The sequence below is a fragment of the Pseudomonas sp. C8002 genome (genome assembly GCF_013385765.1).
Lineage (GTDB): Bacteria > Pseudomonadota > Gammaproteobacteria > Pseudomonadales > Pseudomonadaceae > Aquipseudomonas.
Map to the genome: position 1 here is coordinate 269,781 of NZ_JACAPJ010000012.1, position 14,950 is coordinate 284,730.

Here is a 14,950-nt window from a genome sequence, read left to right on the forward strand (position 1 = left end):
GGTCAAATGCCGCACACGCAAGTGGTCGCATGCTCTGCAAAATTTCCAGGAGCACGGAATCATGAGTGTGTACGAGTGGGCACGGCAGGAGTTACGCAGAAGCCAGGACGCGGCGCAGGAAATCGGCTTTGACCCGGGCTTGACCCTGCGCGCCATGCTCAGTGCGGTGGTGCAGCAGAGCAAGGGCGTGCGCAGTTTTGAAGACCTGGCCGACGAGTTGCAATACCTTGCAGAGAATCTCGACGACCAGCAGGACTATGGCTTTATGCGGCCTTAGTGTTTGGGCTGAAAGTCTTCGGAGAACAGGTCGTCCTCGGCGTCCGGGCTGACCGGGATCTTGTGTTCCTCGGACGCCCAGGCGCCCAGGTCGATCAGTTTGCAACGGTCCGAACAGAAGGGACGGTTGACGTTTTCTGCTTTCCATTCCACAGGTGCGCCGCAGGTTGGGCATTCGACGTTCAAGGGTTGGCTCATGATCGGCCTCCACGCAAAGTAAGGTAAAAGTGGTGCAGTCGCTCGACCTCGGCGTGCAGCCGGGCCAGGTCCTGGTCATTGACCAGCACGTCATCGGCATGGCGCAGGCGGTCTTCACGGGTGGCCTGGGCCTTGAGAATCGCCTGCACCTGCGCTTCGCTGATGCCATCGCGTTGCAGGGTACGCTGTATCTGCAACGATTGCGGCACGTCGATCACCAGCACCCGCTGGGTCATGGTGTACTGGCCGGACTCGATCAGCAGCGGTGACACCAGGATCGCGTAAGGCGATTGTGCACGCGCCAGGTGGCTGCGAATCTCCTCGGCGATCAGCGGGTGCAGCAACGCCTCCAGCCAGCGGCGCTCGTCGGGCACTTCGAAGATCAGCTTGCGCAACGCGCCGCGGTCCAGTTGCCCGTCAGGCTGCAGCACATCCGCACCGAAATGCCCGGCAATCTGCGCCAGGGCAGGGCGCCCGGGTTCGACTACCCAGCGCGCGGCGTGGTCGGCGTCAATCAAGTCCATGCCAAGCCGGACGAAGTGTTCGGCGGCCGCGCTTTTGCCACTGCCGATGCCGCCAGTGAGGCCAAGAATCCAGGGTGTTGCGACAGAAGTGGTCATCTGAAACCGACAGACTGCAAATAGAAGTCGGTTATTTGACCACCCCAGAGCAATGCAATCCAGCCGGCAATTGCCATATACGGACCAAAAGGCATTGGAGTGGATGCGTGGGCTTTGCGCAGGCGCAATAGAATCAGGCCTCCCATCACACCCACCAGGGAAGACAGCAACAGCGTCATCGGCAGGATCTGCCAGCCGCCCCAGGCACCGAGCATGGCCAGCAGCTTGAAATCCCCGTGCCCCATCCCGTCCTTGCCGGTAATCAGCTTGAACACCCAGAACACCGACCACAGGCTCATGTAACCGGCTACCGCGCCCCACAGCGCATCGTGCAATGACACAAAAACGCCAAAGCTGTTGAGGATCAGGCCCAGCCACAGCAACGGCAGCACCAACGCATCCGGCAGCAGTTGGTGGTCTGCATCGATCAGGCTCATCGCCAGCAAGCCCCAACTCAACAACAACACCGCCCCGGCTGCCCAGCCAAAACCGAAATGCCAGGCGACAACCGCCGAGATCAGCCCGCACGCCAGTTCAGTGATGGGATAACGCGCGCCAATAGGTTGATGGCAACTTGAGCAACGTCCCTTGAGCAGTACATAACTGAGCAGCGGAATATTCTCCCAGGGGCGAATCGGGTGGCTGCAGTGTGGGCAACAGGAGTTGGGGCGCATCAGGTTATAGGGAGCCGCGATGGGCTCGGCGGGAAGGCCGAGGACCTCATGGGCCTGGGCTCGCCATTCGCGCTCCAGCATCTTCGGCAGGCGCCATACCAGCACGTTGATAAAACTGCCGACAATCAAGCCCAGCAGCAACGCGCCTGACACAAACACCCACGGCTGATAAACGAGGATCTCAGTCAGTGGCGTGCTCAAAAGGCTGTACCGAGTTGAAAGATCGGCAGGTACATGGCCAGCACCAATGCCCCGACGATGCCGCCGAGTACCACCATGATCAGCGGCTCCATGAGGCTGGTAAGGTTGTCCACCAGGTTATCGACGTCAGCCTCGTAGTGGCAGGCGACTTTTTCCAGCATGTTATCGAGGGTGCCCGACTCCTCGCCGATAGCCGTCATCTGGATCGCCATGCCTGGAAACAGGCCGCTTATGGCCATGGATTCATTCAGCTGGATTCCGGTTGCAACGTCGTGCCGCATACGATTGATTGCCTGTTTGAACTGCCCGTTACCCGTGGCGCCGGCCACGGAATCCAATGCTTGCACCAATGGAACGCCCGCCGCAAAGGTGGTCGAGAGCGTGCGAGCGTAGCGGGCGACCGCCGACTTTTTCAGCAGTGTGCCTGCCACGGGAGCTTTCAACAAACTGGCATCGAGCCAGTGGCGAAAGCCTGTGGACGAGCGATAGGCTTTGCGCAGTCCTGCGAAACCGGCACCTGCGGCCAGGATCAGCATCCACCAGCTTTGCTGCATGAACTCCGACAGGCTGATGACGCCCAGGGTAAAGCCCGGCAGTTGTGCATCGACGCCGGCAAACAACCCCTGAAACTGCGGCACCACATGAATCAGCAGGATTGCGCTGACAGCGGTGGCGACTGCCAGTACCGTCACGGGATAGGTCATGGCCTTCTTGATTCTGGCTTTCAGCTGTTCGCTTTTTTCCAGGTGAATGGCCACCCTTTCCAGCAGCGCTTCGAGTGCGCCCGCCTGTTCACCCGCCGCAACCAGGTTGCAGTACAGATCATCGAAGTAGCGTGGGTATTTCTGCAAGGCGACAGCCAGGCTGCTGCCGGCGGCGATCTCCTGCTTCAAGCCTTGTACCAGCTCCCGCATATGCCGGTTGTCGAAGCCCTCGGCGATGATATCCAGCGCCTGTAAAAGTGCGATACCAGCCTTCAGCAGCGTCGCCAATTGGCGGGTGAAGAGGGCGATCTCTGCCGGTTTGACCGGCAGGGCGAGGCTCGGCCAACCGGCGAATTTCTTGCGTACGCGCCCAGGATTGATACCTTGCTGGCGCAGCAGTGCCTTGATCAGGGCGGGATTGTGACCACGGGTTTCTCCGGATACCTTGCGCCCTTTGCGGTTGACGCCTTCCCAGGCATAGATCGCTGAAACATCATTCATTTCACGGTTCCGCACACAGACAGTGGAAGATTTATAGCTTAGTCAGGTGACGGATTCGGGCAGGCTCGCCGTGAGCGAAAAAATGTCAGTTTGTGCGTCTTGTTCAGCATTGGTTGCGCGGGGGTGAGTACACTGGCGCGGTTGCCGAGACGGGGTGCAGGATGCGCCTCGCGAAAGGTTTTATTCTGGAGAGTGAATGTGATGCGTCAGAAAGGTTTTACCTTGATCGAATTGTTGATCGTCGTGGCAATCATCGGCATTTTGGCCACCATCGGCCTGCCCATGTACACCAAGCACCAGGCCAAGGCCAAGTTCACCGCAGGGCTGGCCGAAGTCTCCGCGTTGAAGGCGGGCTTTGAAGACACGCTGAACCAGGGGACGCCACCGACCCTGGCGTTGATTGGCGGGACCAGCCCAACGGCCAACTGCAAGATTGACGTGACCGGCGACATCGCCACCGGTGCTGGCACGATTGCCTGTGAAATCCTCGATGCACCCGCGCCGGTCCTGGGCAAGATCATCACCTTGACCCGTAGCGCCACAACCGGCTGGAAGTGCACCACCACGGCAGAAGACCAATACGCCGCTAAAGGTTGTGCTTCCGGCGGCGCGTGATCATCAGGTCGTCTACTGTTTACGCAGCAAGGAAGAGCGTGTGTGTAAACCGCTCTACGCCCATCACAAGGAAGTAGAGGTTGCCGATGACGTCGTCTGTCCAGCAGCGGGGGAACATATTCCTCGTCGTGGTTATGTGTCTGCTGATGCTGGCGATCTGCGCGCCTTTCAGTAGTCATGACTGGCAACGTGCGGTGCAGATATGGGTGGCGCTGTGTGCGGTGGTGTATGGGCTGTGCTTGCCGCAGGCAGAGCGATGCGTAGACAGGTCGACAGCGCTCGGGGTGTCGCTGATCGGGGGCGCGGGGCTGGTTTCGACCCTGTTGGCCCACCAGCCACTCTGGGCGTTGACCGAGCTGGCGCTGCTCATCAGTTGTTGCGCCACTGCTGTGGCTTTCAGCCGGGCCAGGCGCAATGGGGATGAGTCCCTGGATCGTGTATTGGTCCTGTTCGTATTGCTGCTGTGCATGGTTAAAAGCATTCAATATCTGCACGCCGGGGTCCTCGCCTTCACCAGCGGCGAAGCAATCGTGAATACCGATTTGCTGTTGTCCGGGTTCTCCAATAAACGTTTCTACGGTCAGTTCCAGACCTTCACCCTGCCCCTGCTGGCGCTTCCCTTGCTGGTTTCAAACGTCGCTCGTCCAGCGCGGGGTGCAGTGTTCGCCCTGCTGTGTGTCTGGTGGCTGATCGCGATCGGTGGCGGTACCCGCGGCACCTGGCTCGGTATGGGCGCTGCCGGCTGCGTACTGATGTTCCTGGGGCCGCAGGGGCGTCGTTGGCTGGGCTGGCAGTTGGCGGCACTGGCCTGTGGGTTAGTGTTGTATTGGTTGGTCTTCACGGTGCTGGCAGGGTACTTGGGGATTGTAATTTCCAATGGTGCCGTAGACCGACTGACCACCAGCCTCTCGGGGCGTGGGCCGATATGGTGGCAGGCCTGGAGCATGATTATCGAGCGGCCCTGGCTGGGTTTCGGGCCGATGCATTTTGCCGACATCGCCAATGACATTGCCGCTCACCCTCACCAGGCGATTCTGCAGTGGGCCAGCGAATGGGGCGTACCGTCGACGCTCTGCATGATCGCGTTGGTTGCGTGGGCGGGTTGGTCAACCTTGGGCGTGTTGCGTGAGCGTGCGTTGTCATTGGCGCCCGTGGACCTGCTGCGCCTGTGCCTGTTTGCTTCGCTGATCGGTGCACTGGCCCAGGCACAGGTGGATGGGGTGATCGTGATGCCGGTGTCGCAACTCTGGCTGGCGCTGGTGGTTGGCTGGCTGATGGGATTGCATGTGTGGCGCGTTCCATCGGTCGCCCCGGTGCCGGCGTTGTACAGGGTGTGGATGGCCGCGAGCGTCGTGGCCGTGGGCTTGCTGGTGTTCGTCGCGATTCGTGACGTGCCCCGACTCACGGAGCGCAGCGAGCGCTACATGGGCCTGGGCAACGGTCACCTGCAGCCACGCTTTTGGGTGCAAGGTGTGATTGCCCTCGAAATGCAGTGAGTTGCCGGACGTCCAAGGCAGTGCTAGCTTTAGCCCACCGCCCGTGTAGCTCAGCCGGTAGAGCAGCGCACTCGTAACGCGAAGGTCGCAGGTTCGATTCCTGTCTCGGGCACAAAGGCAACACAGTTTTCAGATGATCCCAGAATGGTTCTGAAGGCCAGACGAACCGGTATTCATGCCTGTTCTTTTGTATCTGCGCGACCTTGATGACCCAGATGCATCCCCATTCCTCGATCTAAGAGAACGACATGACCACACAAGAAATGACCCAGGAAGCGCGGCACGAAGCAGCCCTCAAAAAGTACGTCGCGGAGTCGCCGGAACTGCTGGATGAGATCAAGGACCTGAGCGCCGATGATCAAAGGGACCAGATCCAATGGGCGTTTGAGGATGAGGCCGAGGCCCAGGGCCTGCAGCCATGGGAACTGACCCTGAAGTACACCTCCACCCCCGAAGCGTTCGAGGCGGCGCGCCTGGCTTTGCACAAGGAAGCGGCCGAGGTGTTGGGTGTCGACTGGAACGAGTATTGCGGGATGAACAATCTCGCGATCTGACACAAGTTTGATGTGGCGAGGGAGCTTGCTCCCGCTGGGTTGCGAAGCGACCCCAAAAACCTTGGAAGCGCTGCGCACTCCAGCGGGAGCAAGCTCCCTCGCCACAAAAGCAGGCGCTTACATTCAAGGGCGTTTCAGAGACTAAGCCGCATCGACAAATCCACCGCCTTCACATCCTTGGTCATCGCCCCGATGGAGATGTAGTCCACGCCGGTTTCAGCGATGGGCAGCAGGGTGCTTTCGTTGATCCCGCCACTGGCCTCCAGCTTGGCTTTGCCGTTGTTCAGGCGCACCGCTTCGCGCATGTCATCCAGGCTCAGCTCATCCAGCATGATGATATCGGCGCCCGCCGCCAGTGCCTCACGCAGTTCCTCCAGGCTTTCCACTTCGATTTCCACCGGCTTGCCCGGGGCGATCTTGTGGGCGGCGCTGATGGCCTGGGCAATGCCGCCGCAGGCTGCGATATGGTTTTCCTTGATCAGGAACGCGTCATACAGGCCGATGCGGTGGTTGTGGCAACCACCGCAGGTCACTGCATATTTTTGCGCCAGGCGCAGGCCGGGCAATGTCTTGCGTGTATCCAGCAGCTTGACCTGGGTGGACGCGACAAAGTCCGCCAGGTATTGGGCGCGGGTGGCAACGCCTGACAACAGTTGCAGGAAATTCAGCGCGCAACGCTCGCCACTGAGCAGCGAGCGGGCCGGGCCTTCAAGGTGAAACAGCGCCTGGTTGGGGCTGACACGTTCGCCGTCGCGCACCTGCCAATGCACCGCGACGCGTGGGTCCAATTGGCGAAACACCGCTTCCACCCAGGCCGTGCCGCTGATGACGGCGGCGTCGCGCGTGATGATCGTGGCCTTGGCCAGGCGTTCGGCGGGGATCAGTTGTGCGGTGATATCCCCGCTGCCGATGTCTTCCAGCAGTGCGCGACGCACGTTGGCTTCGATTTCGGCGGTCAGGTCGGCTAGACGAAGATTGGGCATAACAGGCTCCACAAACAAAGTGCCTGGATTATAGGGGCAGGGCGGGCCTGAACCCAAGGCAACTGGCACCTCGGGTGCGGTGCGCGATGTTCATTTACACGGCAATCACAGAGTTCGCTGGCGCAACAACCCTCATTTGCAAGATAATCTCGCGCCTTGCAATTGGCGTCATAGCTTTGACGTCACGGTGATAGCCCGATTTTCGCAGTGCCCCGGCGTGCTTCGCGCCGTTGCTGCACCGATCCTTCACACAATCGAATACCGCCGTTTCAGGAGGCCAGGATGCACAATGACGGGAAGGTGGTGCCGATCAATAAGGCACGGGCGACGCCATCGCCGCTCGCCCGCCTGCCGGTGGTGTTGCTCCAGGTCCGTGACAAGGCGGCGCAGCAACTCAGGCAGGGACTGCAGGAGCTGTTTGATAACGCCGACGACACCCTGTTCGAAATGGCCGACAAGACCCGCAGTAACGTCGACCACGGTATTTTCTTTGAAGCCATGCGCGACCTGCGCCTCAAGCGCAAGAATTTCGAGCGTGGCTTCATGGAGCAACTCTACGAAGCGTTTGCCAATCTTGGCAACGTGGAGCGCGGTGAGCTGCAACTGATTCCGGTGGTGTCCTACACCGCGGCGCCCGGGGTCTCGGGCGATGAGCTGGAAAAAGCCGTCGCGCTCGAGGCCATGCTGGGCAAGGTGCTGCGCCGTGACGGGCTCGCCCTTGGGCAATTGACAGCCCGACTCAATGCCTTGCTCGACAAACGCCTGGATGATCGGGACAACCCCCTGGGCCCGGCAATGCTGTGCGCGTTTTTTCTGCAAGCAGGACGCAGCCTTGGCGTGGAAATCCGGGTCAAGCTGATCATTCTCAAGCTGTTTGAGAAATACGTGCTCAGTGACGCTGATCTGTTGTACGGCGAAGCCAATCAGTTGCTGATCGCCACCGGCGTATTGCCCGAACTCAAGGCCGTGCCATCGCGGCGCGCCGTCGCCACGGCCGAGTTGCCTGAAGACACCCCGCCGATTGCCGGACACCCGGCAGACGACAGCGGCCAGGAAGTTTTCGCGGCGTTGCAGGAATTGCTGTCGGCAGTGCGCGGCAGCGTGGCACCCACGCTGGAAGCCAGCGCCGAGACCCAGCCCATCTCCACCCGTGACTTGCTGCGCCTGCTCTCCCATTTGCAGCAATATGTGCCTGAGCCTGAGGTCGAGGATGATTTCGACCTGCGCAACCAGCTTGAACAATTGCTGACCCGGGTCAGCGTCAAGAGCGGCAAGTCGCGGGTGGTGGAGGATGCGGACGAGGATGTGATCAACCTGATCGCCATGCTGTTCGAGTTCATCCTCAATGACGGTACGGTGCCCGAATCCCTCAAGGCGCTGATCGCGCGCCTGCAGATCCCGATGCTGAAAGTGGCGGTGCTGGACAAGAGTTTTTTCAGCCGCACCAATCACCCGGCGCGACGCTTGCTCAATGAAATCGCTTCGGCGGCCATGGGCTGGAGCCAGCGCGACGATTATCAGCGCGACAGCCTGTACCTGCACATCGAGCAGGTAGTGCAGCGGTTGTTGAATGATTTTGTGGATGATCCGGCAATCTTTTCCCAGTTACTGACCGAGTTCACCGCGTTTACCCATGACGAGCGACGCCGCAGCGAATTGCTGGAGCAACGTACCCGCGATGCGGAAGAAGGGCGCGCCCGTACCGAAATCGCTCGTCAGCGTGTAGCCGAAGCCCTCAATCTGCGGTTGCTGGGCAAAGTACTGCCCGAGGTCGTGGTGCAGTTCCTGCAACAGGCCTGGAGCCAGGTGCTGTTGCTGGCGTGCCTGAAGCATGGCGAGCACTCGCCACAATGGCTGGCCGGGTTGCGCACCATGGACGAGTTGATCTGGAGTGTCGGCCTCAGCGAAGACACCGAAGCCGGCCGGCACCTGCTGGAGCAGTTGCCAGGCTTGCTGAAAGCCTTGCGCGGTGGGTTGAGCGGCGCGGCATTCGATCCCTTCATTACCCGGGAATTTTTCACCCGCTTGCAAACCCTGCATGTCCAGTCGTTCCGGGGCAGTGCCGAGGAACAACCGTCGCTGTCGCAAGTCGAGGTGCGCGAGGCATTCGTCCTCAGTCCCGCGGCACCGGCCATCGAGGCGAGCCTGCCGGAAGATGATCCCGACCTGCTCAAGGTTCGGCAACTGCGGATCGGTTGCTGGGTGGAATTTCAGGAAGACGCCGAAAACACCCTGCGTTGCAAGCTGACGGCGATTATTGCGCCGGGCAATACCTGCATTTTCGTCAATCGAACCGGCCTCAAGGTATTGGAAAAAAATCCGCTTGAACTGGCCCTGGAGTTCAAGCGCGGCGCGGTGCGAACCCTGGATGATGCCCTGTTGTTCGACCGCGCCCTGGCTTCGGTGATTGGCAACCTGCGCCAACTTCATCGCGCCAAGTGATCGCAACCAGACAGCGGAACGCGGCATACTGAGTCACCCCAGCCTCGTTCAAGGAACCAGTATGCAGTTGGACCCCGCCAGCGGTTGGTGCCAGGGCATTCGCCATTGCCCCTCGCCCAACTTCAACGAGCGCCCCGGTGGCGAGATTTCCCTGTTGGTGGTGCACAACATCAGCCTGCCACCGGCGCAATTCGCCACCGGCAAGGTGCACGAGTTTTTCCAGAATCGCCTGGATGTCACGGAACACCCCTACTTTGAAGGTATTGCCGACCTACGGGTTTCTGCGCATTTTCTGATTGAGCGTGATGGCGCGGTGACGCAGTTTGTCTCGTGCCGGGACCGGGCCTGGCATGCCGGGGTATCGAGCTTCGAGGGGCGTGAGACGTGTAACGACTTTTCCCTGGGGATCGAGCTGGAGGGCACTGATGACCTGCCCTTCACCGATGCCCAGTATCAATCCCTGATCGCCCTGACGCGCCAGTTACTGGCGGCGTACACGGGCATTACCCGCCAGCGCATTTGTGGCCATAGCGATATCGCCCCGGGACGCAAGACCGACCCCGGACCCGAATTTGATTGGGCGCGCTTTCGCAGCGCCTTGCAGGATGGAGGACACGCACAATGAGTTTTCTGGTGTTGGTGCTGGCGGTATGGATCGAGAAGTTCTCGGCCCTGCGTCATCGTATACAACGTGATGGCGGTTGGTTGCGGGAACTGGCCAAGCTGGAGTCGAGCGCCAGCCTGGGCAAGCAGCCGTGGCTGATCCTCACATTGCTGGTGCTGCTGCCGGTGGCCTTGCTTGCGTTGTTGTTGCTGGTGCTGGAGCCAGTGGCCTATGGCCTGTTGGCGCTGCCGGTGCACCTGCTGGTGGTGATCTACAGCCTGGGCCGTGGCGATCTCCTGGCCGGATTGGGCCCGTTCCGTGATGCCTGGCGCCGGGGTGACCTGCAAGCGGCCGAACATGTGGCCGAACGTGACTTGAGCATCAGTGCCGAAAGTGGTGAGCAGTTGCTGGAGCGGGTCCAGGGCCATCTGTTGTGGCAGGCCTACCAAAGCTTCTTCGCGGTGATTTTCTGGTACTTCCTCCTCGGGCCGGTGGCCGCCCTGGCCTACCGTCTGCTGGCGCTGGCGACCGAGAACAGCAAGAACCCACTGGTGGCCGAGCGTGCCGGGCAATTGCGCCATGCCTTCGACTGGTTGCCGGTACGTTTGCTGGCGGCGAGTTTCGCCCTGGTCGGCAACTTTGTGGCGGTCGGCCGGGTGATGCTGCATGAGCTGCTGAGCTGGGACATCAGTGCTGCGCAACTGGTGGAGAAGGTGGGCCTGGTGGCCGCGGAGATCCCGCCACCGGTGGTAGGCGCCGAGGGCATCAACAGCCTTGATCGTATCTGGGAGTTGCTGCTGCGTGCCGCCGTGCTGTGGTACGCCGGCTTTGCCATCTGGACCGTGCTGCCCTGATTTGCCTCCCTGTAGGAGCGGGCAAGCTCGCTCCTACCTCGTTAACCTTAAGTTACAAACCTCCTTTTCGAATTGAGCTATACAGACAGAGCGCCAAATAGTGGCTATCTGCCGCCGCCCTGCGCCCTCAATAAAAATAAAAGAAAAGGGAGTTCACCTGTGAAGAGCTTGCTCTATCCCGCCGTCGCGTTCATGAACCGCCTGACCTTCGGCATGAAGTTCAGCCTTATCAGCGTGCTGTTCCTGTTGCCGATGCTGGCCACCAACTACTACCTGGTGCGCGATTCCTGGCGAGAATTCCAGGGCACTCGCATCGAGCTGCAAAGCCTCGACCTGCTGGGCAGCAGCCTGGCCCTGCGCCGCGACCTGGAAACCCTGAACAACCAGGTACAGATCAACGCAACCCTCGGCCAATCAGGCAAGGCCGGTGATATCGAAAACAAAATCACCGCCCTCGAAGACAGCCTGCTGCAGCGCCTGCAAAGCTTCCACGCCCTGTCCGCCGACCCTGAGCAGGCCGCCGCCTTCGAAGCCAAGCGCGATGAAATGATCGCCGCCTTCAAGGCCCAGCAACAGGAAACTTCACTGCTCAGCAAAAGCGCGCTGATCGGCAAACTCCTCAACAAGGCGCAGATGCTCAGCCAGATCATCGCCAGCCAGTCGGGTTTGAGCCGTGACCCCCAGGGCGACCTGCGCCAACTCAGTGAACTGATCACCAGCGTCACCCCGCAAGTCACCCAGACCCTGGGGGAAGGCCGGGCCATGGGGGCTTATTCGTTGGGCCAGGGTTTTCTCAATTCGTCGTCCAGCACTCGTTTTGACGAGCTGCTGCAGCAACTGGAAAAGCTCCAGGCGGAATACGGCCTGAAACTGCAGGATGCCCTCGGCTCCAGCAAGCCCGCCCACGCAGCATTGGCGAGCCTGGCGGACGCGAGCAAGGCCAGCCTCAAGCAAGGCAGTGAGTTGTTCGAAGAGCAGGTCGTGGTGGCCGAAACCCTCGACGCCCCATGGCAAGGCTTCTACGACGACGTCAGCACGTTGATGGCCAAGACCTATCAGCTCGACGAAGCCACCCTGACCTTTCTCGAGCAGCAACTGGAGCAACGCCTGTCAGAAAACCGCACGCACATGATCGGATTGGTGGCGGCACTGGCGTCGGTGTTTTTGCTGATCTTCTATTTGTATGCCGGTTTCTACGCCTCCACCCGCACCACCTTGCGCCGCCTGGGGGCGACGATGGACAAGGTGGCGGCCGGTGACATGACCGTCACCTTCATCGCCCACAGCCGCGACGAACTGGGGGATTTGGGCCAGGTGTTCAACGCCACCGTGGCCAAGATCCATGACCTGATCGAGCGGGTAGGGCACACCGTCAACCAGGTCGAACACCAGGCCGGACAAGTGGAGTCGGTCTCGGCCAGCAGCAACCAGGCCGTGTCCGGCCAACGCAGCCAGATCGAGCAGGTGGCGACCGCCATGAACCAGATGTCCTCCACTGCCCAGGAAGTGGCGCGCAGCGCGGCGGCGGCGGTCAGCAGCGCCCACAGCGTCAACGATGAAACCGTCAGCGGACGCGGCCTGGTGCAGTCCCAGCAAGGCAGTATCGCGGCGTTGGCTTCGGAGATCGATCAATCGGTACGGGTCATCAACCAATTGGCCATCGACAGCCAATCCATCAGTCGCGTGCTGGAAGTGATCAAGAGCATTGCCGAACAGACCAATCTGCTGGCGTTGAATGCCGCCATCGAGGCCGCGCGCGCCGGTGAGCAAGGACGCGGTTTCGCCGTGGTGGCCGATGAAGTGCGCACTTTGGCCCGGCGCACCCAGCACTCCACCGAAGAGATCGAGCAGATGATTGCCAAGCTCCACAGCGGTGTCGGCGCTGCGGTGAAGGCCATGGGCACCAGCCACGAGATGGCCAATGGCACGGTGGGGCAGTCGGAAAAAGTCCAGCAGGCCCTCGAAAACATCCTCGGCGCGGTAGGCATGATCGTCGACCAGAACCAGCAGATTGCCGCCGCCGTCGAACAGCAGACTGCCGTGGCCCATGACATCGATCAGAACATCGTCGAGATCAATCGCGCCGGTGAACATGCAGCGCAGGGCGCGCACCAGACTGAAGAGGCCAGCCGGCAGTTGTCCTTGCAAGTGATCGAGCTGAAGCAGTTGATCGGGGCCTTTCGAGTGTGAGGCATGGCCAGGCATGCATCGGGGATGGGCCCCTACCAGTTGAACAGCTCGCAGGCAGTGCGGGTGCTCGCCTCGGCCAGCGCTGAGGAGCTGATGCCCATACGCTCCGCCAGGGCGGCGCAGATGTCTGGCAGGTGTTCGGGGCTGTTGCGCTGGCCGGGGTACATCACGGGGGCCATGTCCGGTGAGTCGGTTTCCAGTACCACGCTTTCCAGCGGCAGCCGGGCGATCACCTTGTGCATGCGCAGGGCTTGCGGCCACGTGGCCGCGCCGCCCAGGCCCAGTTTGAAGCCGAGCTTGATGTACTCGCGGGCCTCTTCCTGGCTGCCGGCAAACGCGTGGATGATTCCGCCCCGTGGCAGCCGAATGCGCTTGAGGGTGGCGATCACGGCAGCGTGGCTGCGGCGCACATGCAGCAACGCCGGCAGTTGGAAATCCACCGCCAGCTTCAGTTGCGCTTCAAACAGGCTTTGCTGGCGTTCGCGGTCCAGCTGTTCGAGGAAATAATCCAGGCCGATTTCGCCCACCGCGCACAGTTGCCGGTGGCCGTTCAGGCGGGTCAGCCAGTCGCCCAGTTCCGTCAGGTCGGCGGGGCGATGGTCGTCGAGATACACCGGGTGCAGGCCGAAGGCGGCGAATAAATCCGCGTCGGTTTGCACCAGGTCCCACAACCGTTGCCAATTCTGCTGATAGACCCCGAGCACCACCATCCTGCGCACGCCCAGGCGGCGACTGCGGCTCAGGACTTCGCGGCGGTCCGTATCGAAGTCCGGAAAATCCAGATGGGTGTGGCTGTCGATCAGCTCCACACCGCTTACTCCGAGTGAATCCGCTGCTTGAACGTACGGCCGATGGCATGCACGCCGGGTTCGTAGTGCTGTTCTTCAATGGCCGCCAGCGCCAGGCGCAGCGCGGTGTCGGCAATCAACTGATGCTGCTGGGCCATGGCATTCACCGGCAGCGGCAGGAAATCCAGCAGTTGGGTGTCGCCAAACGTCCCCAGTCGCAGTGGCCGGGATTTGAGCGGGAAGTCATGCAGCGCGTCAAACACCCCTTGCAGCAAGACGTAGGACGTAGTCACCAGTGCGTCAGGCAAATGCCCCAGGCTTTGCAGCAACTGCTCCATCAGCTGTCGGCCACAGTCGCGGCTGAACGACTCGCCTTGTTCGATCAGCACTTCGCCGCTGAAGTCTTTCAGCGCTTGCTTGAAACCGGCGGTACGTTCCTGGCTGATGCTCAGCTCTGGCCGCGCGCCGATCAACACGATCTGCCTGGGCAGCGGGTGCAGCAGGCTGCTGGTCAATTGCTGGCAGGCCTGGCGATCATCGCTGACCACCGAGCAAAACTGCGTAGACTCCATCACCCGGTCGATGGCGATCACCGGCAAACCCTTGGTTTGCAGTTCGCGGTAGCTGTCGTCGGTGGTCGGCAGGCAGCTGGCGACAAACAGCGCATCGCAACGGCGGGCGCGGAACAGTTGCAGCAGTTGCCGCTCACTGTTGGCGTCGTCGTCGGAGCTGGCGATCAGCAATTGATAGCCGCGGGCACGGGCGCCTTGTTCGAGCAGCTTGGCGATGCGTGCGTAACTGGGGTTTTCCAGGTCCGGCAGGATAAAACCCAGGGTACGGGTGTGCCGGCTGCGCAGCCCGGCGGCCTGGGGGTTGGGCGTAAAGCCATGTTCTTCAACCACGGCGCGCACCCGTTCGACGGTTGCGCTGCTGATCCGTTGCTGTTCGGCCTTGCCATTGATGACGTAGCTGGCGGTGGTCACAGACACACCGGCAATGCGCGCGATATCACTGAGTTTCAAACCGGGATTTCCTTGTTTTTTAGAGCTTGCCCCGACATTTTGTCCAATCGTAACCGATTACTGCAGGCGACCATTGTCGCAACTCAACAGCCGAGTGGCTCTTCAATCATGGGAAATTAACGCGTAATCTGCCATAAATTCTAGATTAAACGTTTCAGCAAGCGTATTTTTACGATTATCGCGACGAGTGTGGTCCTGCCAACTGACCACTCAGTCAATTTTATTCGA

At 60.8% G+C, this 14,950-nt stretch carries 15 protein-coding genes and 1 tRNA gene; 9 read left to right on the forward strand and 7 right to left on the reverse strand.

Annotated features, from left to right (window positions below):
- The first annotated feature begins 61 nt into the window (after nucleotides 1-61).
- Nucleotides 62-277 (forward strand): hypothetical protein, encoded by a 216-nt coding sequence (locus HX814_RS19055; RefSeq protein ID WP_003215917.1) that lies wholly within the window; start codon nucleotides 62-64, stop codon nucleotides 275-277.
- Here the strand turns inward: HX814_RS19055 and yacG are convergent.
- From yacG to HX814_RS19075, 4 genes are read right to left on the reverse strand one after another with little or no spacing between them, the layout of a single operon-like run.
- Entirely contained in the window at nucleotides 274-474 is a 201-nt protein-coding gene (gene yacG, locus HX814_RS19060; protein WP_003215918.1) for a DNA gyrase inhibitor YacG, read from the reverse strand. The two genes, HX814_RS19055 and yacG, sit on opposite strands and share 4 nt — an antisense overlap.
- Nucleotides 471-1,094: a dephospho-CoA kinase gene (gene coaE, locus HX814_RS19065; protein WP_177008713.1), complete on the reverse strand. Its 624-nt coding sequence runs from the start codon at nucleotides 1,092-1,094 to the stop codon at nucleotides 471-473. The genes yacG and coaE overlap by 4 nt, the downstream gene beginning before the upstream one ends.
- Entirely contained in the window at nucleotides 1,091-1,969 is an 879-nt protein-coding gene (locus HX814_RS19070; protein WP_371318528.1) for an A24 family peptidase, read from the reverse strand. Before HX814_RS19070 ends, coaE begins: the two co-directional genes overlap by 4 nt.
- Nucleotides 1,966-3,174: a type II secretion system F family protein gene (locus HX814_RS19075; RefSeq protein WP_218175026.1), complete on the reverse strand. Its 1,209-nt coding sequence runs from the start codon at nucleotides 3,172-3,174 to the stop codon at nucleotides 1,966-1,968. The genes HX814_RS19070 and HX814_RS19075 overlap by 4 nt, the downstream gene beginning before the upstream one ends.
- A 201-nt stretch (nucleotides 3,175-3,375) precedes the next feature.
- On the opposite strand from HX814_RS19075, the gene HX814_RS19080 reads away from it, so the two are divergent.
- From HX814_RS19080 to HX814_RS19095, 4 genes are all read left to right on the forward strand, one after another.
- The gene (locus HX814_RS19080; protein ID WP_087694624.1) at nucleotides 3,376-3,789 is read left to right on the forward strand and encodes a pilin; all 414 of its coding nucleotides are present in this window, start codon (nucleotides 3,376-3,378) and stop codon (nucleotides 3,787-3,789) included.
- An 86-nt stretch (nucleotides 3,790-3,875) separates the two neighbouring features.
- Nucleotides 3,876-5,285, forward strand: coding sequence for an O-antigen ligase (locus tag HX814_RS19085; RefSeq protein ID WP_177008714.1), 1,410 nt, complete (start codon nucleotides 3,876-3,878; stop codon nucleotides 5,283-5,285).
- 39 nt (nucleotides 5,286-5,324) lie between these two features.
- Nucleotides 5,325-5,397 (forward strand) — tRNA-Thr (locus tag HX814_RS19090).
- 136 nt (nucleotides 5,398-5,533) lie between these two features.
- On the forward strand, nucleotides 5,534-5,839 hold the full coding sequence (locus HX814_RS19095) for a DUF6388 family protein (RefSeq protein ID WP_008437299.1): 306 nt from the start codon (nucleotides 5,534-5,536) through the stop codon (nucleotides 5,837-5,839).
- A 134-nt stretch (nucleotides 5,840-5,973) separates the two neighbouring features.
- Here HX814_RS19095 and nadC read toward each other — a convergent pair whose 3' ends face one another.
- Complete coding sequence (gene nadC, locus HX814_RS19100; RefSeq protein WP_008437288.1) at nucleotides 5,974-6,822, reverse strand: carboxylating nicotinate-nucleotide diphosphorylase; 849 nt, start codon at nucleotides 6,820-6,822, stop codon at nucleotides 5,974-5,976.
- A gap of 282 nt (nucleotides 6,823-7,104) precedes the next feature.
- Between nadC and HX814_RS19105 the strand changes: the two genes are divergently transcribed.
- From HX814_RS19105 to HX814_RS31730, 4 genes are all read left to right on the forward strand, one after another.
- Complete coding sequence (locus tag HX814_RS19105) at nucleotides 7,105-9,264, forward strand: DUF1631 domain-containing protein (RefSeq protein ID WP_177008715.1); 2,160 nt, start codon at nucleotides 7,105-7,107, stop codon at nucleotides 9,262-9,264.
- A 61-nt stretch (nucleotides 9,265-9,325) separates the two neighbouring features.
- Nucleotides 9,326-9,889, forward strand: coding sequence for a 1,6-anhydro-N-acetylmuramyl-L-alanine amidase AmpD (ampD, locus tag HX814_RS19110; protein ID WP_003215934.1), 564 nt, complete (start codon nucleotides 9,326-9,328; stop codon nucleotides 9,887-9,889).
- Nucleotides 9,886-10,722 carry a regulatory signaling modulator protein AmpE gene (ampE, locus tag HX814_RS19115; RefSeq protein WP_177008716.1) on the forward strand — a complete coding sequence of 279 codons (837 nt, stop codon included), beginning with the start codon at nucleotides 9,886-9,888 and terminating at the stop codon, nucleotides 10,720-10,722. The genes ampD and ampE overlap by 4 nt, the downstream gene beginning before the upstream one ends.
- A 1,485-nt stretch (nucleotides 10,723-12,207) precedes the next feature.
- Complete coding sequence (locus HX814_RS31730; protein WP_371132334.1) at nucleotides 12,208-12,912, forward strand: methyl-accepting chemotaxis protein; 705 nt, start codon at nucleotides 12,208-12,210, stop codon at nucleotides 12,910-12,912.
- A gap of 32 nt (nucleotides 12,913-12,944) precedes the next feature.
- On the opposite strand, the gene HX814_RS19125 is transcribed toward HX814_RS31730, so the two are convergent.
- Together HX814_RS19125 and cra are read right to left on the reverse strand one after the other, a co-directional pair.
- Nucleotides 12,945-13,721 carry a TatD family hydrolase gene (locus tag HX814_RS19125; protein ID WP_087694619.1) on the reverse strand — a complete coding sequence of 259 codons (777 nt, stop codon included), beginning with the start codon at nucleotides 13,719-13,721 and terminating at the stop codon, nucleotides 12,945-12,947.
- A 5-nt stretch (nucleotides 13,722-13,726) separates the two neighbouring features.
- A complete protein-coding gene (cra, locus tag HX814_RS19130; protein WP_177008717.1) occupies nucleotides 13,727-14,722 on the reverse strand; it encodes a catabolite repressor/activator in 996 nt (331 codons plus the stop codon).
- Between the last annotated feature and the right edge of the window lie 228 nt (nucleotides 14,723-14,950).

Excerpts from the sequence above, each read along its gene's own strand:
- HX814_RS19055 (WP_003215917.1), top strand. The coding sequence starts at position 62 with ATGAGTGTGTACGAGTGGGCACGGCAGGAGTTACGCAGAAGCCAGGAC.
- yacG (WP_003215918.1), bottom strand. The coding sequence starts at position 474 with ATGAGCCAACCCTTGAACGTCGAATGCCCAACCTGCGGCGCACCTGTG.
- coaE (WP_177008713.1), bottom strand. The coding sequence starts at position 1,094 with ATGACCACTTCTGTCGCAACACCCTGGATTCTTGGCCTCACTGGCGGC.
- HX814_RS19075 (WP_218175026.1), bottom strand. The coding sequence starts at position 3,174 with ATGAATGATGTTTCAGCGATCTATGCCTGGGAAGGCGTCAACCGCAAA.
- HX814_RS19080 (WP_087694624.1), top strand. The coding sequence starts at position 3,376 with ATGCGTCAGAAAGGTTTTACCTTGATCGAATTGTTGATCGTCGTGGCA.
- HX814_RS19085 (WP_177008714.1), top strand. The coding sequence starts at position 3,876 with ATGACGTCGTCTGTCCAGCAGCGGGGGAACATATTCCTCGTCGTGGTT.
- HX814_RS19095 (WP_008437299.1), top strand. The coding sequence starts at position 5,534 with ATGACCACACAAGAAATGACCCAGGAAGCGCGGCACGAAGCAGCCCTC.
- nadC (WP_008437288.1), bottom strand. The coding sequence starts at position 6,822 with ATGCCCAATCTTCGTCTAGCCGACCTGACCGCCGAAATCGAAGCCAAC.
- HX814_RS19105 (WP_177008715.1), top strand. The coding sequence starts at position 7,105 with ATGCACAATGACGGGAAGGTGGTGCCGATCAATAAGGCACGGGCGACG.
- ampD (WP_003215934.1), top strand. The coding sequence starts at position 9,326 with ATGCAGTTGGACCCCGCCAGCGGTTGGTGCCAGGGCATTCGCCATTGC.
- ampE (WP_177008716.1), top strand. The coding sequence starts at position 9,886 with ATGAGTTTTCTGGTGTTGGTGCTGGCGGTATGGATCGAGAAGTTCTCG.
- HX814_RS31730 (WP_371132334.1), top strand. The coding sequence starts at position 12,208 with ATGTCCTCCACTGCCCAGGAAGTGGCGCGCAGCGCGGCGGCGGCGGTC.